We start from the raw sequence: 26,483 nt of genomic DNA, 5'->3' as shown, positions 1-26,483 counted from the left end.
AAAAAAGCCGGGCTACCCTCAGGGTAGCCCGGCTTTTTTGCTATGAGTAGTAGCAATCTATTTCTGCACGCTGATACGCTTCACAGCAGTTTCGCCATCAAGATCAAGCTTTAGCGTATAGATGCCCGCCGCCAGCGTAGCCAGATCCAACTGGTCGGGCTGCTTAGTGGAAAGCGTGCGGGTCAGGACTGTTTGGCCCAAAGAATTGACCACGGTAGCCTGTGCCTGGCGCGCCTTGCTGCTGCGCAGATCTACATTCAGCAGGCCGGAAGTAGGGTTGGGGTAGGCCGCCACGGCCTGCGACAGGGCTTGGTTGACTGCCAGCGGGCCAGCCGTCAGCGTCACATCATCAATCGATAGGCGGAACGAGTTGGCGGCGCTGATTACGTGCATGCCTACGTAGTACGTGCCGTCAGTCGCTACCCGGATGGGCTGGGCTGTGGCCTGGGTGAAGGTAGTGGCCGTGAGGTTGTTGTTGGTGAAAATCGTGGTCGTCATGCCAGCCACGGTAGGCGCAGTCCCTACCTTAATTTCCAGGCGCTCGGGCGTGGTGGCAGTGCCCACGCGGTAGTAGAACGACAGCAGGTATTGCTGCGCGGCCTGGAGGGTGAGAGCCGGCGTAAACACCCAGTCGTCGGCAGCGGTGGTCAGGCTTTGGTTATTGAAGTTATACGTGAGAGCATTGGCACCACTACGGGCGGCAGCGGTGCTAGTGGTCCAGGTGAAACCATCGGTATTAGCATCGAATACCGTAAAGCCGCAGGGTAGGGCAGGGGCCGTTACGCCATCAAAGTTCTCGTTGTATGGGAACGTGGCCAGCGGCGCGGGAGGCGTGCACAATGTAGTAAAGGTCACCGGTGCCGAAAATAGGCTGGCGCTAGTGCTGCTGCATGTGCTGCGTACATAGGCTTGGTACGTGGTGGCCGGCGTCAGACCTGTGAGGACAATGGGCGAAGCCGTACCCGTAGCAGTGGCACCCGCCGTAGCCGGATCGAACCCTGTAGGACCATACACCAGGCTATAGCTGGCAGGCGCAGTGCCGGCCGGAGCCGTGAAGCTCAACGTAGCGCCGGTGGCAGTAACAGAGTTAGCGGCAACAGCCAGGGCAGCGGGTGGCAGGCAGGTAGCGGGAGCCGTTACGGCTTCAATCATGAACTTGCCGATTGTGCTCGTAGAATAGTCACTCGGCGCAGAGCCGTCGCCTAGTACCAGCAGGTAGGAGGCCATGCGGCGTGTAGGGGCCTGTGCCTGGGTACCTACCGGGAAATAGGAGGTAGGGTTGGGGGTAAGGGCCAGGCCCACGAAAAAATTACTGGAAGAAACCAGAACCGGCGCCGAGAGGGTGAAGGTTTTGTACGTGCCAACGTCGGCCGTAGTCACTGTGTAGTTGGGCGAGCGGCCAATAATGGCGCCCAGCGTATTCACGACTACGCCATACACGGCTTTGCCCACAGCCGACGCATCGCCAATGTACACATTCACGGCCTGCACAGAGCGGTTGTCGGTAGCCGTGAAGCGCGACAAAAAGGCCAGTGGCGTAGTACTGCCGCCGTAGCTGGTGGTGGGGCCTACGCCCGGCGTGGCGTAAGAGTATACCCCATCGGTTACCTGCTGCGTGGTAGCGCTGCTGTTATTCTCATTCACGTCGTCGTTCGGCAACGATACGGTAATGGTGTTATTACCGACAGCCGTGGGCGTGAAGCCCGCAAATGATACCACCGTAGTAGCACCCACTGGCAGCGAAGCCACCGTTTGGGTAGTGGTAAACGTATTGGCACCGCTCACTTGCAGCGTCACGGGTACATTGGTCAGCGGGTTGAGGCCCACATTGCGCACCACACCCTGAATCACGTGTGGCGTCGCGCCACTGAGCGGCAGCTTGCCCAGCGTATAGATAGTTACTAGGCTGGCATCGTTTGGCTGGGTAGGCCGGAAACGGAATGTACTACCCGTGGCCGGCAATACAGTCTTACGGAAGTTGAAGCCGTTGCTATTCGCCAGCGGGTAGTTAACATCTTGCGGCGAAGCGTTCAGCCAGGCAGTGGTAGAGCCCTTCACAAGCGTGACGAGCTGCCCGTTGGCATTGCCGGAGCCTTTTACCCCAACTGCGCCGTACTTAGCAGCATCGGCGCCAGGGCCGGGCGTGGCATTACCGTAGGTGAATTCGATGTTGTTGGTGGTTTCGTAGAGCTTCACCTGAAACGAAACCGTGGCAAATTGCTCGCCCAGCACCGTGGTGCTGGTGGCTGTGGTAGCACGGGCTTTGTCCTGCACATCTTTCCACTGCACGATGCATACGCGATTGGGCGCGGTGCCCGTCACGGCCACCCGGTACTCGGTGGTGGGCGTGCCCAACCAGTCCGTATTGAAGGGCACTAGCAGGTTCACGTCGGTAGCGGCGGTGCTATTGAACGGGCCACCCGTCGTCACCTGCGAGCCATCGAAATAGAGCGCCGGCGAGGGTGCCTGGCTGCCCAGCTTGAGGTAGCCATTCGTGTTCAAAACGAACTGCGTGAAGCTCTGCCCGTTATAGCTGAATGTGAACCCAATATCCTGAACAGCAGAATTTGCATTGTCCGTATTATCGGTGGCAATGGCTGTGCCGGCAGTACCCAAATCGGTATAAGTACCTGAAAGGCTCTGAATGCTTGCGCTTTTATAATTAAGATTTTGTGCGTGTAGGTTGGTAATACCCAGCGCCAGTAGCGCCGTTAGTGCCCAGTGTCGCCCGTGTAGTCTAACTTTATCTTTAGGGTAGGATTGCGCCATAGAAATAGAATGGGAGGTGAAAGGAGGTGTATCGGCAAAGGAAAAATGCTTGGTCAAGATGCTGAATTTCTTCGAGAAGGCTGCTACGGCTATGTGTAAAGTCTACCACAAAATGCCGTTTTAGAAGGGAGAGCACAGCGCTCTGATTTCTGTTTGTAGCAGGCACCGACGGTTACGATAGAACTGCATAAGCAGAAGGGCAGTCTTTTCAGACTGCCCTTCTGGCAAAATCAGAAACAAGTTGACCTTATTTTTGCAAGCTCACGCGCTTTACCACTACATCGTTATCTAGCTGTAGCTGCACCGTATAAAGGCCACTGCTGAGCGTGGAAAGGTCGAGCTGCTGCTCGGCGGCCGCGGTGAGCGGACGTGTCAGCACGGCTTGGCCTAAGGTGTTAAACACCGTAGCACGCCGCTGGCGGGCATTGGTGGCACTTAGGTTCAAACGGACCATGCCCGTGGTAGGGTTAGGATAGGCCTCAATGGCCCGCGAAAGGGCTTGGTTGACGGGTAGGGCAGTGGTTGTCACAGATAGATCATCAATGATCAGAATGCCCGAAGTGGAGGAATTCTTATTGTGTATACCTATGTAGTATGAGCCTGCACTAGGTGGAGTGAATGCAGCTCCCTGGATTTGCGTATAGGCTGTAGCTACCACTGGCAGGCTGGTGTTTCGATAGAGATTAGTTGTCATGGCAGCTGGGGTAGGCGAGGTGCCAATAAACACTTCTACGTTGGCTGGCTGCGTATAGGGTCCTGGTTGATTGTTACTTTGGGTATTAGCTAAGTAATAGTAAAACGAGGCTGTATAGCGCTGATTGGCAGGGAGTGGTAAAGCTTGTGTGAATACCCAATCATCACTTGCATTGTTGCCAGGATAGCAAATCAGTGCATTTGGCCGGCTGCGTGTGAGAGTAGGTATGCCGGATAAAATTTCCCAGGTATTCCCGTCGTTGTTGGCATCCAGAATAGTATAGCCACAAGGCAATGTAGTGGCCGCATCGAAATTCTGGGTGTAAGGGAAAGTGACGGCCGCTGGCTGGCAAAGGGTAGTCAGCTTCAGAGGGCCATAGCGGGCGCTGGTGCCGCAGCTTTTACTCACGTACACATCATAGGTAGTCAGCGGCGACAAACCCGTTAACGTAATAGGCGACGTAGGGCTGGTAATCGTAGTGCCTGAACCGGGTGTAAACCCTGCCGGACCATATTCAGCTACATAGAGTCCTGCGCCGGGTGAGGCTGTGAATGTCACATTGGCGGAGGTAGGGGTAATGGCTGCAAAAGCAACGCTAGTGGGTGGTGCACAGGTTGGTGTAGCGCCAAACGTGACATCCAGTGCCAAGCGAAAATTAAAATCTAAAGCTTCAGTAGGAACCCACCCAACAGGCGCCCCTTGTATGTTAGAGAAAAGAACATAAAAATTATTTGGCCGCAGCGGGAATTCATATTGGCCGGCTATGCCTACGCCTGCATTATCCGACTCTTCCGTGATGACTACGTAAAAGTCGCGGTCTACCACGATGTTAGGTACTGCCAAGGTAACGGGACCCGCAGTAGCGGGGCGGGTCTGCACAGCCGATGTATACAGTACATCGCCAGGCGAGCCATTGGCACCTAGCGCATTATAGATCTGCAAACGGTAAGGCGCCGCACCACCATTGCCAAAAGTAGCTGTGAGGGCACTGATGACAGTAGCCTGATTGATGCTGTATTTGGTTGCCAGCTTAGATCCCGCACCACCAATAGAAAGTGAAATATCAAAAGGTAGGGAGGAATCAATGTAAGAAAGATCCTTCTGCGTTACCTGCTGGGATGTTGTCTGTTGATTGTTGCCGTTTTGATCATCGGCACCTACCGCCACCGCTATGGTGTTGGCACCGGTAGCAGTAGGGGCATAGCCATCAAACGTTACATAGTCCCCTTCACCGGGTGCTAGGTTCGTGACAGTCTGCGTATTAGTGAAAGAAGTTGCTCCCGAAACAGTTAGCGTAACCGGCACGCTAGCTAAAGTAGTTAAGCCAGTGTTTACTACTAATGCTCGAACGCGATGCGGCGTTGCTTCTGCTGCTACTTTTCCCAACGTATAAATAGTAAAGGGGGCGGCATCGCGGGCGGGGGCTGGAAGGAAGCGGTACGTACGACCCGCATCGGGGAGGGTGGAGCTCAAAAAATCAAAGTAATCATTGCCTGCCACAAACTGCGCCTGTGCCCACGCATCATCCCCTTCCTTATACAGCGCTACAATCTGATTCTCGGCCGCGCTGGCTCCCTTGATACCGACTGCCGCTGTTTTGTATTCAATAGCGGTGCCCGTGCTAGCTGTAGCCGCGCCATATACAAACTCAACGTTATTGCTAGTTTCGTAGAGCTTTACCTGAAAGGAAAAGTTTCTGTATTGCTTGGTGAAGCTGCCGTTCAACTTGTCGCTAACGTTTTTCCACTGAATGGTACATACTCTATTAGGAGCTGTACCAGTGGTAGCAACCCGGTACTCGGCGGGGCTAGAACCTGCTTCCAGGTCGGTATTGAAGGGTAGAAGCAAATTCACATCTGCTGAATTATTACTGTCCAGCGGTCCGCCCACACCATTAGTAGCATCGCTATAAAAAGCAGTTGTAGAGGGGGCTGTGCTACCTAGCTTCAGGTAACCGTTTGTATTCAGAATAAACTGCGTAAAGCTCTGGCCGCTATAGGTGAAGGTGAAGCCAATGGACTGTGCTGAAGAGTTGGCATTATCCGTATTGGCTGTAGAAATAACAGTGCCTGTATTACCAAGATCAGTATATGTGCCAGCTACCGTCTCAGAATAGAAGACATTGTAGTTTAGGCTTTGTGCCTGAGCCGGCAGCTGCAAGCCAAGCGCCAGCGCGCACAGCCCCAGCAAGCGCCCCACCCAACGCCGCGCAGGGCGCTCCGTTGGGGTAGTGTATAGATGTTGCATGTAGAAGGTGTTTCGGTAAAAAGCGTTTAAGTTGAGAGCAGAACGGGAAAATACAGTGGCTTAGGCAGCTTCTAGAAATAAAGCAGTAAACACTACGTGCTTTCTATAGTTAAGATAGCATCTCCGACGAAAAATTATGGTGTTGCGTCGCCTTGCTATCGGGCGCTGTTTTCAATAAGCAGCAGCAACTTACCATTTCAAATCTCTTTTTTACTATGCGTATTTGCTTGGTAGGTGCCGGCCGGGTAGCCACCCAACTAGGGCCGGCTCTGCTGCGGGCGGGCCACACCATCACACACGTGTGGAGCCGCACGGCAGCCAGTGCCGCCGCGCTGGCCGCGCAGCTACCCGGCGCCGGCGCTACCACCACCCTCGATTTGCGCCAAATGGAAGCAGAACTAATACTGCTGGCCGTGCCCGACGCCGCCGTGGAGCCGCTGCTGGCGCAGTTGCAATTGCCTGCCAATGTGCTGGCCGCGCACACGGCCGGCGCACTGCCACTGGCGGTATTTGCATCCTACCCCCACCTGCGCGGCGGCGTTTTCTACCCGTTGCAAACGTTCAGCCCCGGCCGCATGGTAGACTGGGCCACACTCCCGCTCTGCCTGGAAGCGGCTGATGCGGCCAGCCAGGCTACCCTACTGGCACTGGCGCACAGCCTGAGCCAGGATGTGCGCCTGCTTAACTCCGGGCAGCGTCTTCTGCTACACACCGCGGCCGTGTTTGCTGGCAACTTCACCAACCACGTGCTCGGCATCAGCCACGCGCTGTTGCAGGAAGCCGGGCTGCCGTTTGAACTCATCCTGCCCTTGGTGCGCGAAACCGTAGAAAAGGCCCTGGCCTACCCCCCCTTCACGGTGCAAACCGGCCCCGCTGCCCGGCACGATGCGCCTACCCTGGCCCGGCACCAGACCGCGCTACAGGCTCATCCTATGTGGCAGGAGGTGTACGCTACCGTCTCGCGCAGTATTCAGCAGCAGGCAGCAGAGCCGTCGGCCGGCTAGTTTTGATTCGGGGGGAGGCATCCGTACCTTTGCCCCTCTTTGCTAATTACGTAGCTACTTCCTGTGAAAGTCGTCAATATACATTTCAAGTTTCAGGACGGGCAGCCCGACCAGACCCACGTGGCCGCTGAGGGCGAGTCGGTGCTGGACGTAGCGCTCAACAACGGCGTGCAGTTGCAGCACAACTGCGGCGGCGTGTGCGGGTGCAGCACGTGTCACGTGTACGTGCAGCGCGGCGAAGACTCTCTGCCCGAAATTTCGGACAAAGAAGAGGATTTCATCGACCGCGCCATCAACCCCCGCATCAACTCGCGCCTGGCTTGCCAATGCGTGGTGCAGGCTGACACCGACGAGCTGGAAATCCTGATTCCGCCCCAGAACTTCCTGGGACACTGATTTCAATGGCTGAATGGTTGGCTGGCCACATGGTGGTCGTTCCATCCAATGGCTACGAACGACCACCATGTGGCCAGCCAACCATTCAGCCATCCACCTAATCTAACCATTCAAGTAATGAATCACTTCGAGCCACCCATCAAGTGGAGCGACCACGAAGACGTGGCCATGGCCCTCTATGAGAAATTCGGCGACGATTTCACGGAGGCCAAAATCTACCGCATCCGCTTCACCGAGCTTATTGACTGGGTATTATCCCTCCCCAACTTTGAGGGAACCCGCGAGCAGGCCAACGAAGGCCACCTGGAGCAAATTCAGGCCAAGTGGGTCTACGAGTGGCGCGATAATCAATAAAGTAGTGAGATGGTGAACTGGTGAGATGGTGAGTTTGATGTTCTGGCTGCGCCACTTGCGCAAGCTGCGCTGGTGGTAACAGTAGAACAACAAACTCACTATTTCACCATCTCACTATCTCACCATTTCACCTTATGGAAGCAACGAATACGCCCGATCTGACCGTCATTCGAATGTTTGTGCTGGATGTGGATGGGGTGATGACCGATGGGACCATGCTGGCCCTGAACTCGGGCGAGCAGGCTCGCGCCTTTCACATTCACGATGGCTATGCCATCCGGCACGCGCTGCGCAAGGGCTACCGCGTGGTGGTTATTTCGGGCCGTGAGGAAGAAGGCGTACGGCGGCGGCTGGAGTCGCTGGACGTGTACGACATCTACCTGGGGGTAGATGACAAGATGAAGATTTTCAACTCGTACATCAACGTGCACCGCATCGACCCCGCGCACATTGCCTACATGGGCGACGACGTGCCCGACATGGAAACCATGCGCCGTTGCGCCGTAGCCGCCTGCCCCGCCGATGCTACCCCTGATGTACTCGCCATCAGCAACTACGTGGCCCAGCGGGCTGGTGGGCGCGGGGCCGTGCGGGAACTACTAGAGGCAACCATGAAAAGCCAGGGCACCTGGTAAGCGCGAAAGAGGTGATTGTGAGGCTTTATCGTAAAAGTGCTATCTTTTTATGAAGCCAACGGTAGAGGAGTTGCGTTTTTGCGAAATCCCTCTAACTTTACCCGCTCATCCATTCACCCCATTTGCTTTTTTTCATGAAAACAGGAACCGTAAAATTCTTTAATGAGTCGAAGGGCTACGGCTTCATTACGGAAGACGGCACGAAGGAAGATTTCTTCGTCCACATTACCGGCCTTAACGGGGGCCAGATTCAGCAGAACGACCGCGTGGAATTTGATACCCAGGAAGGCCGCAAAGGCGTTAACGCCGTGAACGTAAAGAAAGTATAGGGTCGCCCGACCCATTGACTTCTTAAGGTTGTATAGAAAGCCTCTCCTTCGTTGGAGAGGCTTTCTTTTTAGCTGCTGAAGGGTAGGGGTATGGTAAAAAACAGGTGGGTGAATGGGGGATATAGTATGTTATGCAGTTCTTGTGTTTGAGATACACAAATTGTAGAAGCACAGACGAATAGCGCCATGCGGGTGGTAGGACGCAAGCCCAATTGCGTGTGGTGTCTCAATCTTCTGATTAGCAATAAATTGACTATAGAGTAGGTTTTGTGTTGCAATGATTTATCGCGTGCCTTCTATAAAACCAGCTATGCCTACCAGAAAACTATCGTGGGTTGAAAGGAGCCGGCAACTAGCCCGCCTGATCCGGCTGCCCAACCTGCTGCTAATGGGGCTGTGCCTGCTGCTGGTGCGGGCAACACTGTTGCCAACGGCCACTTGGCGGGTAGTACTGGCGTCGCCGTTTTTGCTGTTAGTGCTAGCCACGCTGTGCGTAGCAGCTGCCGGCTACATCATCAACGACTATTACGATGTGAAGATTGACGCCGTCAACCGGCCTGGCCAACTTGTCATTGGCCGCCTCATCAACCGGCGCCACGCCATGATGGCCCATCTCATCCTGTCGGGTATTGGCATTGTGGTGGCAGGTGTGCTTTCACCACTGCTAGGCTTGGTGCATGTGGGGTCGGCGCTGCTCTTGTGGGGCTACTCTGTACGCTTTAAACGCGTGGCCCTGGCCGGCAATGCCAGCATTGCTACCCTCACAGCAGCAATGGTACTCCTACCCGAGTTGCAGGCTCGCACGGGGCAGGCGAGTCCGTGGGGCTACGCGCTGGCGGCTTTCTTGCTCACTATGGTGCGCGAAATTGTGAAGGATGTGGAAGATATGCGTGGCGATGCGCAGCACGATTGCCGTACGCTGCCTATCGTATGGGGCGTGAGCCGGGCGAAATGGGTAGCAGGCGCCTTCTTGGTTTGCTTACTATTCTTAACCGGCGGAGCTGCATCCGAATCCTTTCAAACTGGTTATCCGTGGTTAGGTGCTTGGTTGCTAGTGCTTTGTCTGCTTCCCATGCTAGCGTTGAGCTATCAGTTGCGGCGCGCCGACCGTCGGCGGCATTTTGCGCAGCTCAGCGCTTGGTGCAAATGGATTATGTTGGCCGGCGTGCTGTCTATTCCTTTATCTGCCATTGTCTAAAACCGTAGTAGGCACTGTTGCGTTAGTGCAGAAATCCTAGTCAGATGCGTTGCGTGGCGCCGCCTTTTCGGGCCACCTGATTTCCTGGCTTCCACCTTTTTCTGTCTGGCATTTTTATGCGCTTTCTCTACCTGCCGCTGGTCTTATCCGGGCTGGCCTTGTCTGCGGCCGCTCAATCTGCGGCGCCCTACTCGGTGGTGGCACCACCTCCAGCTTCTCCTACCGTATTAGCATCGGCGGCGGAGCCTACGGAGGCGCCGGCGCCTACGCTGGGCCTGCTGGCCAACCGCCAGCCCGCTACCTCCCTGCTAACGCCTCGCCGTGTTCCTACCCGTAAGCTAGACTTTAGCCCCAGTGATAAGCCAAGCTTTATTCCAGTACCTATTGCCTTTTATCAGCAGGAAACTGGTTTCGCCGTAGGGGCGGCCATCCTACCGGTATGGCGCTTTGGCACCGATACCACCGTGCGTAAATCAAACGCTCGCCTTATTGCGTGGTTTAGCCAGAAGAAACAAACAACGATTCAGCTCACGCACACCATCTTCACCCCCGGCGAGAAGTTCTACTTCTCGGGTGAGCTGAGCTACTATGATCTGCGCTTCGACTATTTCGGTATTGGAAACGATACGCGCAAGAGCGACAAAGTAAGCATTCAGTATCCTCTGTTTGTATTCGATGAGAAAGCCTTGGCAAAGGCTGCGCCTAACCTGTTTGTGGGTGTCCGCTACCGCCTGACTAACCTGGGCGACGTGGAGCTGCGTGAGGCGGAGAAGTACATGAGCGTTCCGCCGGTGTATGCGCAGTTGGGGGCCCGTGAAAACTTCCGTGGTTTGGGTGAGCAACGCAACGGTACTATCAGCTCTGGAGTAGGGCCGGCGTTGCTATATGATGGTCGCGACAACGTGCTGGCTACCTACCGCGGTAACTTCGTGGACGCACATATCCTGTTCAACGGCGGGGCGCTAGGCAGCGACTACCGCTTCACGCGCTATCAGATCGATGCGCGTCACTTCAACCCGTTGTTCGGCTCCAACAATACCATCTTGGCACTGCAATTTGTGGGGCAATACCACTCCGGCGATGTTCCCTTTCGGGAGCTGGGCGGTATGGGCGCTACGCTGGGGGGTGCTATCTATAACAACTCTTACCTGATGCGTGGTATCTACGAAGCCCGCTACCGCGACCGTCAATTCACAACAGTGCAGGCTGAAATACGCCAGAAGCTCATTTGGCGCTTTGATATTGCTGCGTTCATTGCAGCCGGCCAGGTAGGGTATAATCTAAACGACTACACCTTCGACGGCACCAAGCTGGCCGGTGGGGTAGGAGCCCGCTTCCGCTTCAACCGCCGCGACCGACTCAACATCCGCCTTGATTATGGGGTAGGCTCGGGCGGCAACTCTGGTATCATCTTCGCAGTGGGGGAAGCTTTCTAAAGTAAATTTGAAAATTCGTTTATAAAAATATAGCCTCTATCTGTTAGCAGATAGAGGCTATATTTTTATAGTTGGACAATACGAATAGATTCGTATTGTCCAACTATAAAACGGGTGAAATTAATTGTGCGCTATTGTCTTAAGATTTTTGCGAAAGTGCATTAATGTCATTATAATAGCCTTTATATGTAATATAGAGAGATAAAATTTTGTATAGTTTATAGAATGTATTTATAAATATTGGGTTCATAAACAGAAAAATTGTTTGTTAATCTATTGTGATGTTAGGATTATGTCGTTTATTAGATGCATTCATTGAAATACTCTTAACCCCTTACACAAGTACACATGAGGAAAACACTACTCTTGTTTCTACTTACCGTACTCGTATTAGCAAACCACAATCTGTGGGCGCAAGTGCGAACAATTACTGGTAAAGTCCTAGGATCGGATGGCTCGGCATTGCCAGGTGTAACGGTCGTAGTAAAAGGAGGTGGACAGGGAACTTCCACTGACGCAGAAGGCAGTTATTCACTATCTATACCCGCTAGTGCAAATACACTAGTATACTCATTCATTGGGTATGATAGTAAAGAGGTTGTAGTTGGCGGCCAATCAGCCATCAATGTAACACTTGCAGCTACTACTACGGGGCTCGATGAGGTAGTGGTAGTAGGCTATGGCACACAGCTTCGCCGTGAGTTAACAGGGTCGGTTGCCACCATATCCGGCACAGATGTGGCGCAACGCCCAGTACAAAGCTTTGAGCAGGCTATGCAGGGTAAAGCTCCAGGTGTGAATATCACCACCCCTAATGGAGTACTGAATAACCCACCTGTAGTACGGATCCGAGGCGTAAACTCTATTTCGCTCAGTTCGTCGCCTTTGTATGTTATTGACGGTATCCCTACCTACAGCGGCGACAACTCGGCTACTAACGCGCCTAATAACCCACTTAGCAGCATCAACCCCAACGATATAGAGAGCATTGAGGTGTTGAAAGATGCCGCTGCGGCTGCTATTTATGGCTCGCGGGCAGCTGGTGGTGTAATCCTCGTAACAACCAAGCGTGGCAAAAAAGGGCAGAGCAAGGTATCGGTTGACTCGTGGGCCGGCCTGACCAAAGCCTTTCGTCTTTTCGATGTGCTGGGTGCCGAGGACTATATGATGATTAAGAACGAGGCTGTACGTAACCTAAATGCGAACCGGGTTGCGCTAGGTGCAGCAGGCAATAACGTGGAGGGCTTCCGGCCAACATTAGACGCTGATGGCAATGTGGTGGATACTAGGTGGTATGATTACATCTACCGTACGGGTTTCTCTACCTCCAATTCAGTGAACTTCTCTGGTGGTACCGACAAGACGAGCTTCTACGCTTCAGTGGGCTATACCAATCAGAAAGGTATGTTGGAGAACAATGAGTTCAAGCGTACTTCCGCTCGTGTGAATGTGGACCACAAAGTATATAAGACGTTTTCGGTAGGTGCCCGCATCAACTACGCTAATAACTACAACGCAGCACCAAGCACGGGCTCGTTGAGCGGATCGGCATTTGGTACGGCTGGCCTGGGACGCCTGCCGCTGGTATTGCCTCCCAACATTCCGGCTTACACCCCTGATGGTAGACCGGCTACCAATGGTGCCGGCGTAGGTGCCGGTGCCAACGTAAACCCAGCCGCACCAACTTCTGCTCTGGCTCCGGGTTACTACAACCCGGTTGTTGATCTCGCTTACAACTACTTCAACTCGGAAAGCAACCAGATTCAGGGCAATGTATACGCCAACTGGGAAGTGCTGAAAGGCCTGAACTTGCGCACCACTTACGGTATCGACAACGTGGGCTTTGAAGATAAATCGTTCCAAACGGCGCTGGCCGGTGATGGTTTCAGTACGGGTGGTTCTGCTACCAACTATTACCGCACTAACAAGCGTTGGAACTGGCAGAACACCGCTCAATATGACCGTTCTTTTGGCGAACACAACGTCTCACTACTTTTGGGTGGCGAGCAGCAGCAGACGGAGGTACAGCGCTGGGGCGCCAACCGCACTCAGGTAGCTGACGATTTCTTTGATACCTACCAAGGCAACTTCACAAACATTGCGGCCGCTGGTAACGCCCAGGGCTTTAATTACTTGGTTTCGTATTTTGGACGTTTGAGCTACGACTACGCAAAGAAGTATCTGCTCTCGTTCAATGCTCGGCGCGACGGCTACTCTGCTTGGGGTAACAAGAAATGGGGTAATTTCTATGGTGGTGGCGTAGGGTACATTATCACCGAAGAAAACTTTTGGAAGAATTCGGGCCTGGCTAATACTGTAAGCTTCCTGAAGTTTACGGGTAGCTACGGCGAAGTAGGCAATAGCCAGGGTGTAGGGGACTTTACAACGCTTTCTACCTATGGTTCGGGCTTGTATGGAATAAACGCTACCCTCGGCTATAACAACGCTGGCAACCGTGATTTAACCTGGGAAACCAGCAAAAAACTCGATGTTGGCTTCTCGTTTGGCCTGTTGCAGGATAAGTTGCAGGGCGACTTTTCGTATTACCGCAATACTATTGATGGGCTGATTCTGGCAGTGCCTCTATCACCTTCCAAAGGAGTTCCCGGCAACTCAATTGATGCTAACATCGGCTCAATGCGCAACCAGGGGATTGAATTCAACCTAAAGGCCAACATCTTCCAGAAGCAAGATTTCAGTTGGGTAGTGAGCGGCAACGTAACTACGCAACGCAACGAAGTGCTGGCGCTAGTAACAGAAGGACAACGGATTGGTACTGCTACCTCAGGCCTGGAAACGGTGAACTACACCCGAGTGGGTGGTTCAGTAGGTGAAATCTTGGCTGTTCCTTCATTGGGGGTTAATCCTGCTAATGGTCAGCGGATGGTGAGCATTGTAAACGCTGATGGTACTGGTCGCACAACAGTACAATACAACCACCAAGGTGGTGGTTGGACGACGCTAGACGGAAAGCCTGCCAGAACACCAAACCAATTGACCGACGGCGAATACTATGGTCCAGTGCTGCCCAAGTGGTACGGCGGTATCGACAATAGCTTTCGCTTCAAGCAATTCGATCTGAATTTCTTCATTCAGTATTCGGGTGGCAACTACATCTACAACGGTACAAAAGCCGGTTTGCACGACCAGCGTTTCTGGAACAACGACTCCGACATTCTTGACCGTTGGACCAGCGAAAATACTAATGCCAAATGGCCGCGGGTGGTATATGGTGACAACGTATCGAACGGCTCTGCCTTGGTAATGTCGTCGAACGTGGAGAAGGGTGATTTTGCTCGTCTGCGCAACGTAACACTAGGCTACTCGCTGAATCCGACGCTTGCCAGCCGGGTAGGCATTGCCAATGCCCGCCTCTACGTGCAGGTGCAAAATGCTGCTTTGGTCACGAAGTACTCAGGTATCGACCCGGAAATTTCGTCAAACGGTGCCAGCAACACTGGTATCGGCGTAGACCGCAACTCAGTGGGACAGGCCCGCACATATACGGTAGGCTTCAACATTGGCTTCTAAACACAACTTTCGGATGAAGATCATAACTAAAAATACTGTTACGGTGGCGTTGGGTGCCTTGCTTCTGGCAACAGGGGTAACTTCCTGCGATACCGATAAGCTTGACCCAGTACCTGAAACTGCCTTTTCAGATCAGGTAGTATTTAACACCCCGGCACGCATCGCGTTACAGATAAACAATCTGTATGCTTATGTAAAATCTGGTAGTTTTCTGGGGGGGCGCTACCAAGTGTATAGTGATGTCCGTGCAGATGATTTTATCAACCGTACATCCAATGCTGTTACGGCGTTGCAAGTGTGGAACCATACGCTAACGGAAACATCCTCGAATGACGTTACCAGCGTCTGGGGTGCTGCTTATTCGGCTATCAACCAGATCAACGTATTTCTAGCAGGTCTGGAAGCTAACTCAGCTAGCTACGTAGCACCTGTGTTTGCTGCTGATTTTGCTACTACCACAGCTGTTCAGTATCAAGCCGAAGCGCGCTTCCTGCGGGCTCTCAGCTACTACTCGCTGTTGCAGCTGTATGCCCGCCCGTATATTGACGGTAACGGTAGCAAACCCGGTCTGCCACTTCGTCTACAGGCTGAAACCGGTGCTGGCGGCAACGACTTGGCCCGTAGTACGGTGGGTGAGGTGTATGCACAAATTTTGGAAGACCTGAACTTTGCCGAAAAGAATTTACCGCTCACTTACGCAAGTACTACGCTGAATATTACGCGTGCACATCGCAATACTGCTATTGCTTTGAAAACTCGGGTGTATTTGACGATGGGGCAGTATGCTAATGTGGTGACAGAAGCTAATAAGATTGTTCCTGCAACGGCACCTTTTACGGCCAGTAGTGGCGTTGCAAATTCACTAAACGCCTCTATTGTAACGGTATTCAACTCAGAAACGACAGAAAGCATTCTGGCATTTCCCTTCACTGCACAAAATACACCCGGCACCCAAAACCAGTTGGGCTTTTATTACTTACCTACCAGCAACCCTGGTGGTCCTACGGGCGGGGGAGAGTTTTACCTGAATGCTGAAGGTATTTTAGCGAATACCACCGCCCTTTCTGCCACTGACGTGCGCCGTACCAGCTTTGTGATAACAAATGGTGGCAACTCCTACTTGGCAAAATACTCAGGTGGTACGCCCTACCTGGACAAAGCACCAGTGCTGCGCTATCCGGAAGTGATGCTGAGCTTATCAGAGGCGTTATTCCGTACTAATGGTCCTGCTGATACACGCGCTTTAGCACTGCTGAATGCTGTGCGTACTCGCTCAAAAGGCACTGCTTATACCAGCTTCGCTTCAGCAGATGCCGCTGTAAATGCTGTATTATTAGAACGCCGGATTGAGTTCTTGGGCGAGGGTATCCGCAACATTGATATCATGCGCCTGAATGCAACCATTCCAGGTAAAGGGTCGGTGAGTGCTGTGCCATCTTCTAGTGCCAATTACGTGTGGCCAATCCCGGCTACGGAGCTTCAAACGAATAGTCTGATCACACGCAATTAACATCTGAAGCTCCATAGTGGGCCAGACAAACAAAAGCGGCTTTCCTACCAGTAGGAAAGCCGCTTTTGTTTACAGCCACAGTTGGGCAATTCGCGTAGAGTACGGTGATGACATCCGTACTACCCTCGCGCTTCCATGCTGCCCACGAAGTGGCTGCTTCGCCTCTGTTGGAACGTGGCCTGCTGACTGTGCCGCCCCGACCAGAGCTATGTTATTCTGTTATTATCCCAGCAAAAGACGAAGCGGAGAACCTGCCGGCTACTTTGGCTGCCTTGGCTACGCAAGTAGATGAGCAAGGGCAGCCATTGCCGCTTTATAGCTACGAGGTAATTGTACTGGCCAATAACTGCCGGGATGCCACCGCGCATGTGGTCCGTCAGTTGGCACAGGCCTATCCGCAACTGGCATTGCACGTGATAGAGCGCACCCTACCGCCCGCCGAGGCGCACGTGGGAAAAGCCCGGCGCCTGCTGATGGATGAGGCCGCACGGCGCCTGCGCAGCGTAGGTAGGCCACACGGCATTATTGCCAGCACCGACGCCGATACCCGCGTAGCGCCTACCTGGCTAGCCAGCATTGCTGCCGAAATAGCCGCGGGCGCCGATGCCGTGGGTGGGCGGATTGTGGCCGAAGTGCCTACCCAGCGCAACTGCCCCGTGCGGCGCTACCATCTGCGTGATGCAGCCTACCGCCTGCTGGCAGCGCAATTGGAGCACTTGATTGACCCCGATCCGGTGGATGCTTGGCCGCGTCATCACCAGCATTTTGGAGCCAGTTTTGCCCTCACGGTTTTGGCCTATGAGCAGGTAGGCGGACTGCCAGTGGTACCGTATCTGGAGGATGAAGCTCTATACCAGGCCCTGTGTGGCCACGATTTGCGCGTGCGGCACAGCCCTGCTGTGCGTGTGACTACCTCGGCGCGCCATGAAGGGCGCGTGGCGGTGGGCTTATCGTGGCAGTTGCGGGAATGGGCGGCGCTGAGTGAGCAGCTCCGGGAACCTCTGGTAGCGAGTGGGCCACAATTAACGGCTCAATGGCAGGCCCGCCGGCAACTACGACAGCTCTGGCAAGCTGTTAAAAACGATGTACATTCCTCTGGTGCTGCGCTTAGTCCTACCTTGCACGCCGTCGGGGTAAGAATAGCCGATATGCTTGGTCTTACCAAACAGATGCTATGTCAAGCCGTTGTGGAAGCTGTTACGTTTGGCGCACTGTGGCAATGTGTACAACAGGAACAAGCTACCCGCCAACAATGGGCGCAACGGTGGCCGCCGGTTGCACTCTCATGTGCCTTAGCTGAACTGCGAATGTTGTTAAAGCAGCATACGCCATTAGTAGGGGAGGCGCAATAGAATAGCCTTACCGCTTCTCCAGTAAGTCCAGTCGGTAGGTTTCCTGGCGCTGGCCGTGCACGTGGCGCAAAGGGCCATCTGCCTCGGCTTTTTGCAGAAAGAACTCGTGTACTTCGTCGCCGGTTAGGGGGTAGTCGTGTACGGGGGGTGTCCAGTGCACCAGCAGCAATTGCCCGCCGGAGGGTAGGGCAGCTAACAATTGTGCGGCGGCGCGGGCCAAATCCTCGGGCGACCAGTAATAGCCCACCTCTGATACCAAAATCAGGTCGAACTGCTCCTGCGGGAACTCCTCCGGCACGCGCATCAGCTGAAACTCCACCTGAGGCAACTGCGCGCACCGTTGCCGGGCGCGTTCCAGAGGTGCCTCCGCTACATCCACGGCCAGTAAACGCCCACACCGCGGCGCCAACTGTTCTGTGAGTACGCCCAGCGAACAACCGATTTCAAAAGCCCGATCGTAGTGCGGTCGAGGTAAGGCGGCCAACGTAGCAGCGTATTTCTCCCGCTCATAGGGGCTGGTTTCGAACTGCCACGGGTCGTCGTTGGCCCGGTACACATCATCAAAGTAAGTGGGAGGGAGGGTGTTCGGTTGATTAGGGTTCATAGAAGTAGGAGTTTATTTCTCGCAGAGGTTCGCAGAGCGTAGGTCAGCACACTGCGAACCTCCGCGCCTTCCTCCGCGAACCTCTGCGAGAAAAGTCATTCGTCAAAATACACTTCGATAGGCTGCGCGAAATGCGCAAGCATCTGCTCCGAAAGCAGAAAGCCGCTGGGGTCATCGTCGATGATGCCGGGGGCAAGTTGGGAGCGATGGGCCGCAATGGCAGCCTGCTTTTGAGGCAGCACGGAGCTGATATCCAAGCGCCAGCCGGTGACTTCGCCTGGTTGTGGCAAATCTTCGGAGGCGGCGCGCTCCCAGGCCCACACTACGTACTCGACGCGCCGGATAGGTAGGCCCGTCAGTGCCGCGGCCACCAGCTGGCTGGTGGCGCGGTGGTCGGGGTGCGGGTCGCGTCGCCAGGGTACGAGCACGGTAGCGGGCTGCACGCGTTGGAGGTAGGCACGCAGGGTAGCTACGGCTTCCGCAAAACCCGGTTGGTTGAGGGTAGGCACGGCGCTGTCGGGAAGGCCCAACAGCAGCAAATCGTCTGTGCTGACGCCTAATAATGTGAGAGCCTCACGCAGTTCTGCTTCGCGCAGAGCTTGCCGGGCCGCGGCCGGAAACTTCACTGAATGAGGATGCGACATGGTGCCATCACTCACCAACACGGCCTGTACCGGCACGCCCGCCTGCCGCAGCAGCGCCAGCAACCCGCCGCATCCCAGCGACTCATCATCGGGATGGGGCGCTACGATGACAGTAGAGCCAAGGGTAAGCGCGAAATCAGCCGGGCGCAGCGGCAATGAATCAAACAAAAACTCAGCCATGCCACAACGAATAAGCAGGTGCGGTAGAAGCCAGCGCAAAACGGCCCGCGTCGGCCAGGGCGGCATCGGGGGCGGGTTGGCGCAGGTAGTGGGTCAGGTCGCGGTGGAGGCGCTCGAAGGGCTCGGGACGGAGCAGGCCGCGGGCGCCCACGCACCGCTCGGCCAGCTGGAGCGTGCGCAGGCAGATTTCCTCGATGGCCGTGCGCACCATGTTGGCGTAGGCCACGGTGGTGTCTGCGTCGTCGGTGGCCTGGGAGCGCATGGCGTGTTCGGCGGCGGCGCGTAGCCAGTGCTGGCCGCTTTCGATGAGAGTAGCCAGCTCGCCCAGGCGTTGGCGCTGGTAGGGGTCGTCGGTGCGACCAGTTTTTTGTAGGAAGTGGCGGGTTTCGTCAAACACCGCCTCAGCCCCGCCCAACTGCACAGCCGCAAACCGAATGGCGCCCCCACTAAACCACGGCTGGCGGTAGTAGTCACCGGGCTGGCCCAGCAGGTCATCGGGGCCTACCTCCAGCCCCGTAAAATCAACCCGAAAACTGGCCGAAGCCCGCATCCCGAGCGGCTGCCAAAACGATTTATCCAGCTGCGGCACTTGCGCATCGGCTGGCAAAATCAGCATCTGCCAGCCCCCATTGGGTAGGGCGCCCGTAAGCAGCGGGCGCGTGACGTGACCCGCGCCCGAGCCAAACGTTTTGCTACCCTGCAAGCGGTAGCGGCCATCGGGGAGTGGTTCCAGGTGCACGCCGTCGTGTGCCTGCGTGTTCCAGACGCCAAACAAATGCCCGGCCGTCGCGTCCTCAGCCCAGCGCGCTACTTGCTCCGTGCGGCCAAATCGTTGGGCTAATTGCAAGGCATTGGCGTGACCTTCGTACACGCGCCCTACTGCCAGATTGCCGCGTCCAATATGCCGCAGCGTGCGCAGCAAGGGTAGGGTGTGCGAAACTGCTGCCAAGTCCTGTCCGCCGAGGTGGGTGGGTAGGGGAGCCGTGAGCAGGCCTGCCGCGCGCAGCCAGTCAAACTCTTTTTCCGGAAAGCCACCTTCCTGGTCGGAGGCGGGCGCTTGGACCGCCAGGCGCGGAGCTAATTGAGCGGCGGCGTCTTCGGCCGGCGTGGTTTCTTCGGTTGTAGGAAAGGGTAGGGGGGCAGACATAAACTAGGAATAGCGTGGTAGAGAACATGTACTGTATTTGAATCCGGGGTGTTGTGCTTGCGTGAGAAGTAAAGTTGTTGGGCCATCCTTCCGAGCTTGCCGAGGAATCTCGCGTGGTGATATTGTATTGCTAATCAGAAGTCAGCTCGCGAGATTCCTCGACAAGCTCGGAATGACGGCCTTATATATTGTAGAATAACTGGTGGTATTTTGTGTTGATTACGAAGGTGTTATCAGGTGCTTAACAATTACGTAACATATAGAGCACCAAGCCGCCCGCTTGCCGTGGCTACCTTCGTGCTGTCATTCACACAGTCCGCAACCAACCCCTACCATGTCGCAGCCGATTCGTTCCGCTCTCGTTTCTGTTTATTACAAAGACCGCCTGGAGCCGCTGGTGGCCCTGCTCAAACAGCACGGCGTGACCATCTACTCCACGGGGGGCACCCAACAGTTTATTGAGGAGCAAGGCGCCGATGTAACGGCCGTGGAAAGCCTGACAGGCTTCCCGGAGGTGTTTGGTGGCCGCGTGAAAACGCTGCACCCCAAGGTATTCGGCGGCATTCTGCACCGCCGCCACGAAGCCAGCGACTTGCAGGAAGCCGAGCAGCACCAGATTCCGCCCATCGATTTGGTGGTGGTTGACCTCTACCCCTTCGAGGAAACCGTGGCGTCGGGAGCACCCGAGCAGGACATCATCGAGAAAATTGACATCGGTGGCATTTCGCTGCTGCGCGCCGCCGCCAAAAACTTCCGCGACGTGCTGGTGGTGAGCAGCCGCGACCAGTACGAGGCCGTTACGCAATTGCTGACGGAGAAAAACGGCGGCACCGACCTCGAAGACCGCCGCCAGTATGCCGCCGCCGCCTTCGCCGCCACTGCGCACTACGACACGGCTATTTCTGGCTACTTCAAAGAAAGAGCTAACAGCCAACAGCTATCAGCTAACAGCTCCCAAGAAACACCCCTGCGCTACGGCGAAAACCCGCACCAAGCCGGCACCTTCCGCGGCGACTTGGATGCGTTGTTCGATCAGCTCCACGGCAAGCAGCTCAGCTACAACAACTTGGTAGACGTAGATGCGGCCGTGCTGCTTATGCAGGAATTCCAGCAGGGCAAACCTGCCTGCGCTATTCTGAAGCACACCAACGCCTGCGGCGTGGCCCAAGCCGATACCTTGCACACGGCCTACCTCAACGCCCTGGCCTGCGACCCGATTTCGGCATTCGGTGGCGTGATTATCGTGAACAAGCCGGTAGATGAAGCCACAGCCCAGGAGCTAAACAAGCTGTTCTTTGAAGTGCTGATTGCGCCGGAGTTCGACGCGGCGGCCCTCACGGTGCTGCAAAGCAAGAAAAACCGCATTCTGCTGCGCCAGAAGCCCGTTGATTTCCCACAAAAGCAGGTGAAAACCTTGCTGAATGGCGTGATTGAGCAGGATTTCGACCGCGCCATCGAAACCGCCGCCGACTTCAAAACCGTGACTGACTCGGCGCCTACCCCCGAGGAAACCGAAGCCCTGGAGTTTGCCCTCAAAGTGTGCAAGCACACCAAGAGCAACACCATTGTGCTGGCTCGCGCCGGCCAATTGCTGGCTTCCGGGGTAGGGCAGACTTCCCGCGTAGACGCTCTCAAGCAAGCCATCGAAAAGGCGCACTCCTTCGGCTTCGACCTGCAAGGCGCCGTAATGGCCTCCGACGCCTTCTTTCCCTTCCCCGACTGCGTGGAAATTGCTGGCGCAGCCGGCATCCGGGCAGTGGTGCAACCCGGCGGCTCCATCAAAGACCAAGACAGCATTGCGGCCTGCAACCAGCTGGGTATGGCCATGGTGATGACCGGCGTGCGCCATTTCAAACACTAAAGGCTATTTGCTTACGTATTGAACGATGTAGAGACGCAACCTTGCGTCTCGTCGTTGAACGATTTCGTGCACACGGCGCGGCCAACGAGACGCAAGGTTGCGTTTCTACACCGTCAATACGTAACGCAAATAGCTTATTAATAATTAGCCCTAAAATTCCGAACGGTCCTGCCAAGCTTACCGACGCAGGACCGTTCGGAATTTTAGGGTAGTCGGTTTGCTGGCCAGTGCGCCTAGGAGCAATATTTGGGTTGAAATGCGAGTATTGCACCCGCATAGCAGGCTCTTTTGATAGAAGGATTCTGGTATTAAACTGAAATAATTGGGCCCCGGAGCCGCAGCGCAATCCTATGTCTATAGTAGGGCTTCGCGGAAACTTCTGTACTTTTGCCCCACTTTTTCCGGTGCAAGCCGCCCGGTTTCATCTACTTGCCGTCACTCAATGGGTTTCTTCAATTTTCTGACCAGCGACATCGCCATGGACCTGGGCACGGCCAACACGCTCATCATTCACAATGATAAAGTGGTGGTGGATGAGCCCAGTATCATTGCCAAAGATCGTACTACCAATAAAGTAATAGCCGTGGGTCGGCAAGCGCAGCAGATGCACGAGAAGACCCACGATAACATCAAGACCATCAGGCCATTGAAAGACGGCGTAATTGCCGATTTCCACGCCGCCGAGGAAATGATTAAGGGGTTGATCAAGATGATTGACACCCGCACGCGCCTGTTTCAGCCCTCGCACCGCATGGTTATCTGCATTCCCTCGGGCATCACGGAGGTAGAAAAACGCGCTGTGCGCGACTCTGCTGAGCACGCCGGTGCCAAGGAAGTTTGGATGATTCAGGAGCCCATGGCCGCCGCCATCGGTATCGGCATTGACGTGGAGCAGCCCATCGGCTCCATGATTATCGACATCGGCGGTGGTACTACGGAGGTGGCTGTTATTGCTTTGTCGGGTATTGTGTGCGACCAGTCGATTAAAACAGCCGGCGACGTGTTCAACCAGGATATTCTGGATTACATGCGCCGCCAGCACAACCTGCTGATTGGTGAGCGTTCGGCCGAGCGCATCAAGATTGAGGTAGGCGCCGCCCTCACGGAGCTGGAAAACACGCCCGCCGACTTCGAGGTGCGTGGCCGCGACCTGATGACGGGCATTCCGAAGGTTATCAAAGTGACTTCCTCGGAAATTGCCATTGCTCTCGACAAATCGGTAGCCAAGATTGAGGAGGCCGTGCTGAAGGCGCTGGAAATCTCTCCCCCCGAATTGTCGGCCGACATTTACGAAAACGGCATTCACCTGACCGGCGGCGGTGCCCTGCTCCGCGGCCTCGACAAGCGCCTGGCCGCCAAAACCAAGCTGCCCATTCACATTGCTGAGGACCCGCTCCGCGCCGTGGTGCGCGGCACCGGCGCCGCCATCAAGAATATTCAGGCTTTCAAGAGCGTATTGCTTACTTAGAAGTGAGGCTGTGAGACATGAGAAGTGAGATAGTAAATTCATAACGATTTGTGCGAGTCTATTATCTCACTTCTCATGTCTCACCATCTCCTATCTATTTTCAATGAGAAACCTCTTTGCCTTTTTGTTTCGCTACCGGGGCATCCTCGTGTTTGCGTTGCTGGAGGTATTGAGCGTTTACCTGCTGATTCGCAATAGCGCTTACCAGCGGGCGGCGTTTTTCAACTCGGCCAATGCCTATGCCGGGCAGCTGTTGGAGTGGCGTACGCAGGTGGCGGAATACTTCGAACTGGCCCAGGTAAACCAGAGTTTGGCAGCCGAAAACGCGGCCCTACGTCAGCGTCTCTACCTGTCTGACCTGGGGCGGCGCGTGGCCGACAGCCTACCCATCCGCCACGATAGTCTTGCCCAGGTGCGCCTACTACGCACGGGCCGCCCCGATTCACTGGTACTGGGCAACCAAGCTCTCAGCAACAACGACCCCAGTTATCCACTGATTCCGGCTAGGGTAGTGAATAATAGCTTGCGCGACGTGGATAACTACCTAACGCTGAACGTAGGAACGCTCGATCAGGTGCAGCCCGGTATGGGGGTGCTGGCCGCCAGTGGGGTAGTGGGTAGGGTGCAGTCGGTGAGTGAGCATTACGCCCGCATCACGTCGCTGCTGCATTCCAAAACGGCTATTTCGGCCAAAATCCAGCGCGATGGTACGTTTGGCAGCATCAAATGGCAGGGCGACGACCCCACCCACGCCCTGCTCGACTACATTCCGCGCCAGAACAAGCTGGTGCGCGGCGACACGGTGATTACCTCCGGCTACAACGCTACCTTCCCGGAAGGGGTGATGGTGGGTACCATCGACACCTTTACGAAGGAGCCCGACAAGAATTTCTGGACGGTGCGCGTGCGGCTTTCGGTCAATTTCTCTAACCTGACCTATGTGTACGTGGTGCGCAGCCGGCCCCAAGCCGAGCGCGACACCCTGGAAACACACACGGGCACCGTAGTAGGAGGGGGGAAACGATGAGCATAGTCGGAACCATTGCGTGGCAGCTGGTGCGGTTTGCGCTCTTTGTGGGGCTGTACGTGCTGCTGCTCGACAACAGCAACTTCGTGCTGTTCGACCTGGGCTGGAATTTCTTCTATCTGGGCTTCCTGCTGTTTCTACCCATTGATACGCCCATTGTAGTGCAACTACTGCTGGGTTTTGGGCTGGGCTTCACGGTAGATGTGTTTCAGGATACGGGTGGACTATATGCTGCCTCGGCTGTGCTCACGGCCTACCTGCGCCCGTGGGTGCTACGCCTGCTGACCCCTCGCGATGGGTACGACGCCGCCGACTCGGTGAATATTCACCAGATGGGCTGGCAGTGGATGATGGTATACTTGGTGCTGCTCATCGCCTTGCACCACGTGACGTTCTTTCTGTTGGAGTTGGGCAGCTTCCTGTCGTTGGGCTTCACCATGGCCAAAATCCTCGTCAGCACCCTTTACACCACCTTGGTGATGCTGATTGTGCAGCTGGTGTTTTTTCCTACCCGTCGCCGGTCGCGTTAGAGGGTAGGGGCTGGGCTGTTGCAATGCCGCAGCTGGGTTGCTTTATCCGGGAAACCCAGCAAAAACGTAGTAATCTTGTAGAAGTGAATACAGTGAGTTATGCTAGGTTTCTATGCTTCTACAAAAGAAATATTACGCACTACTATTACTGGTGTTGTTAGTTGGCTTCGCGGCCACGCTCTACCACCGAATCGTTCATTTCGATGACGCCTGGTGCACCGAGCAATCCTATTGGTTACTGAAAGACGGCATTGTGCGCTCCGAGTTATTCAGGGGCTACAACTACTGGCACGAGCGTCTGTACGTTTTTCACAAAGCCTTCGTGTACGTGCAGGTGCCGGTGCTGTATCTATTCGGACCCACCATCTGGGCGGCCCGCACCGTGCCAATGCTGTTTACCGCGGTAGGGCTGGTGCTGCTGTTAGTGTATTTTCGAGGGCGCGCGGCGCAGCAATGGCTAGCCGCCCTATTCTACGTTGGCTGCGGATGCCTGTGGACATTCGGGGTAGACAATCGTCCTGAAACTATGGTGGCGGCCTGCGGCTTCGCCTCGTTTTTGCTGTTGCAGCAGCATAGCGCCCGCACCCGTTGGGTAGTAGTGGCGGGGGCGTTTGCCGGATTGGCGGCCCTCACCCACCTCAATGGCACCATCTACATTGCCGCGGGGTGCGCTTGGCTCGCAGGACAAGGCCATTGGAAAAAAGCAGTGTGGTTTGGCTTGGCGGGGGGCATTGTGCTAAGCTTGTATGTGGCCGATGCGCTGTGGGACAACCAATTGAACCGGCTACTCTACCAGTTCAGCCACGACCACGCGGCCCAGGGCAATTTCAACTGGGCCAAGAAGATGCACGTGATGCGCCGCTACGACCAAATCTTCTTTCACAGCAGCGGCGAAGTGCCTCTCACTGTGCTTTTTCTGCTCACCGTATTGGTACTGACACTGCGGCCGGCCACCCGGCGACTGCTAACGCCCACCATGCAGTATTTGCTGTGGCTACTGGGCATCTTCTGGCTGCTCACCAAAAACACGAACGTATATTACTACCTGCTGTTCGTGCCCATATTAATCGTGGTTGTGACGGAACTTCTAGCAGCCGCTACGCCCCACTTAGCGCGCTGGCAGCGGCTGGCACTGCTGGTAGTGCTATGCCTCTACCCATTAGGGGCCGCTGTGCGTACGGTCGAGCTGGTCATTGAAAATCAGCGCGAGCCTTCCATTATGGATACCAATCGGACGCTGGCGCAGTACATGCCCCGCAAAGGTGCCAAGGTAATTGCGCCTATCGATTTTTTCTTTGGGCAGATGCCTCATTACCGCGTCCGGTCCCTCACGTATTACCAGCTCATAGCCCCCGATAATCCACCGCCTTTGACTACTTTTTTCCGCCGCGCGGCTCAGGACTCAGTGCGCTATATTATTTGCGATTATCGACAGAAAAACCAGGTCTACCACATCCCATCCGATGCGCCCGCGCAGATTGGCGCTTACCGGCGTGTGTACCAGGATGCCTGGCGGGGGATATATGCTTACACGGAATAAGTAGGTGGATTTTTGTTGAAAAAGAAG

At 55.2% G+C, this 26,483-nt stretch carries 20 protein-coding genes; 15 read left to right on the top strand and 5 right to left on the bottom strand.

Features of this window, described 5'->3' with window-relative positions; genetic code table 11:
• Positions 1-57: 57 nt before the first annotated feature.
• Both H8B15_RS16820 and H8B15_RS16815 read right to left on the bottom strand, forming a co-directional pair.
• Positions 58-2,616, bottom strand: a complete 2,559-nt coding sequence (locus H8B15_RS16820; protein WP_187320811.1) for a T9SS-dependent choice-of-anchor J family protein — start codon at positions 2,614-2,616, stop codon at positions 58-60.
• Between the two features lie 400 nt (positions 2,617-3,016).
• Entirely contained in the window at positions 3,017-5,710 is a 2,694-nt protein-coding gene (locus H8B15_RS16815; RefSeq protein ID WP_187320810.1) for a T9SS-dependent choice-of-anchor J family protein, read from the bottom strand.
• A 215-nt stretch (positions 5,711-5,925) separates the two neighbouring features.
• Between H8B15_RS16815 and H8B15_RS16810 the strand changes: the two genes are divergently transcribed.
• The 10 genes from H8B15_RS16810 to H8B15_RS16765 all read left to right on the top strand — a co-directional run bounded on the left by H8B15_RS16810 (position 5,926) and on the right by H8B15_RS16765 (position 17,455).
• Positions 5,926-6,714 carry a Rossmann-like and DUF2520 domain-containing protein gene (locus tag H8B15_RS16810; protein ID WP_187320809.1) on the top strand — a complete coding sequence of 263 codons (789 nt, stop codon included), beginning with the start codon at positions 5,926-5,928 and terminating at the stop codon, positions 6,712-6,714.
• Positions 6,715-6,777: 63 nt separating this feature from the next.
• Positions 6,778-7,110, top strand: coding sequence for a 2Fe-2S iron-sulfur cluster-binding protein (locus tag H8B15_RS16805; RefSeq protein ID WP_187320808.1), 333 nt, complete (start codon positions 6,778-6,780; stop codon positions 7,108-7,110).
• Positions 7,111-7,158: 48 nt separating this feature from the next.
• On the top strand, positions 7,159-7,464 hold the full coding sequence (gene iscX / locus H8B15_RS16800) for a Fe-S cluster assembly protein IscX (RefSeq protein WP_246455570.1): 306 nt from the start codon (positions 7,159-7,161) through the stop codon (positions 7,462-7,464).
• A gap of 134 nt (positions 7,465-7,598) precedes the next feature.
• Complete coding sequence (locus H8B15_RS16795) at positions 7,599-8,099, top strand: KdsC family phosphatase (RefSeq protein WP_187320807.1); 501 nt, start codon at positions 7,599-7,601, stop codon at positions 8,097-8,099.
• Positions 8,100-8,233: 134 nt separating this feature from the next.
• A complete protein-coding gene (locus tag H8B15_RS16790) occupies positions 8,234-8,428 on the top strand; it encodes a cold-shock protein (protein WP_185282410.1) in 195 nt (64 codons plus the stop codon).
• A gap of 310 nt (positions 8,429-8,738) precedes the next feature.
• Positions 8,739-9,626: a geranylgeranylglycerol-phosphate geranylgeranyltransferase gene (locus H8B15_RS16785; RefSeq protein WP_187320806.1), complete on the top strand. Its 888-nt coding sequence runs from the start codon at positions 8,739-8,741 to the stop codon at positions 9,624-9,626.
• Between the two features lie 116 nt (positions 9,627-9,742).
• Positions 9,743-11,062, top strand: coding sequence for a BamA/TamA family outer membrane protein (locus H8B15_RS16780; protein ID WP_187320805.1), 1,320 nt, complete (start codon positions 9,743-9,745; stop codon positions 11,060-11,062).
• A 348-nt stretch (positions 11,063-11,410) separates the two neighbouring features.
• Positions 11,411-14,593, top strand: coding sequence for a SusC/RagA family TonB-linked outer membrane protein (locus H8B15_RS16775; protein WP_187320804.1), 3,183 nt, complete (start codon positions 11,411-11,413; stop codon positions 14,591-14,593).
• 13 nt (positions 14,594-14,606) lie between these two features.
• The gene (locus H8B15_RS16770) at positions 14,607-16,103 is read left to right on the top strand and encodes a RagB/SusD family nutrient uptake outer membrane protein (RefSeq protein ID WP_187320803.1); all 1,497 of its coding nucleotides are present in this window, start codon (positions 14,607-14,609) and stop codon (positions 16,101-16,103) included.
• Positions 16,104-16,210: 107 nt separating this feature from the next.
• A complete protein-coding gene (locus H8B15_RS16765) occupies positions 16,211-17,455 on the top strand; it encodes a glycosyltransferase family 2 protein (protein WP_187320802.1) in 1,245 nt (414 codons plus the stop codon).
• 7 nt (positions 17,456-17,462) lie between these two features.
• On the opposite strand, the gene H8B15_RS16760 is transcribed toward H8B15_RS16765, so the two are convergent.
• From H8B15_RS16760 to H8B15_RS16750, 3 genes are all read right to left on the bottom strand, one after another.
• The gene (locus H8B15_RS16760; protein ID WP_187320801.1) at positions 17,463-18,059 is read right to left on the bottom strand and encodes an SAM-dependent methyltransferase; all 597 of its coding nucleotides are present in this window, start codon (positions 18,057-18,059) and stop codon (positions 17,463-17,465) included.
• Positions 18,060-18,154: 95 nt separating this feature from the next.
• The gene (locus H8B15_RS16755; RefSeq protein ID WP_246455569.1) at positions 18,155-18,883 is read right to left on the bottom strand and encodes a PIG-L deacetylase family protein; all 729 of its coding nucleotides are present in this window, start codon (positions 18,881-18,883) and stop codon (positions 18,155-18,157) included.
• Complete coding sequence (locus H8B15_RS16750; RefSeq protein ID WP_187320800.1) at positions 18,876-20,030, bottom strand: acyl-CoA dehydrogenase family protein; 1,155 nt, start codon at positions 20,028-20,030, stop codon at positions 18,876-18,878. The genes H8B15_RS16755 and H8B15_RS16750 overlap by 8 nt, the downstream gene beginning before the upstream one ends.
• 334 nt (positions 20,031-20,364) lie before the next feature.
• Between H8B15_RS16750 and purH the strand changes: the two genes are divergently transcribed.
• From purH to H8B15_RS16725, 5 genes are all read left to right on the top strand, one after another.
• Positions 20,365-21,891 carry a bifunctional phosphoribosylaminoimidazolecarboxamide formyltransferase/IMP cyclohydrolase gene (gene purH, locus H8B15_RS16745; RefSeq protein WP_187320799.1) on the top strand — a complete coding sequence of 509 codons (1,527 nt, stop codon included), beginning with the start codon at positions 20,365-20,367 and terminating at the stop codon, positions 21,889-21,891.
• Between the two features lie 442 nt (positions 21,892-22,333).
• Positions 22,334-23,359, top strand: coding sequence for a rod shape-determining protein (locus tag H8B15_RS16740; RefSeq protein ID WP_185282419.1), 1,026 nt, complete (start codon positions 22,334-22,336; stop codon positions 23,357-23,359).
• Between the two features lie 103 nt (positions 23,360-23,462).
• A complete protein-coding gene (gene mreC, locus H8B15_RS16735; RefSeq protein ID WP_187320798.1) occupies positions 23,463-24,386 on the top strand; it encodes a rod shape-determining protein MreC in 924 nt (307 codons plus the stop codon).
• Complete coding sequence (locus H8B15_RS16730; RefSeq protein ID WP_187320797.1) at positions 24,383-24,916, top strand: hypothetical protein; 534 nt, start codon at positions 24,383-24,385, stop codon at positions 24,914-24,916. The genes mreC and H8B15_RS16730 overlap by 4 nt, the downstream gene beginning before the upstream one ends.
• Positions 24,917-25,028: 112 nt before the next feature.
• Entirely contained in the window at positions 25,029-26,456 is a 1,428-nt protein-coding gene (locus tag H8B15_RS16725) for a glycosyltransferase family 39 protein (RefSeq protein WP_187320796.1), read from the top strand.
• Positions 26,457-26,483 lie beyond the last annotated feature (27 nt).

It is taken from the genome of Hymenobacter citatus (assembly GCF_014333615.1).
GTDB lineage: Bacteria > Bacteroidota > Bacteroidia > Cytophagales > Hymenobacteraceae > Hymenobacter > Hymenobacter citatus.
Note: the sequence above shows the minus strand (reverse complement) of the source record. Positions and strands in the feature narration are given on the sequence as shown.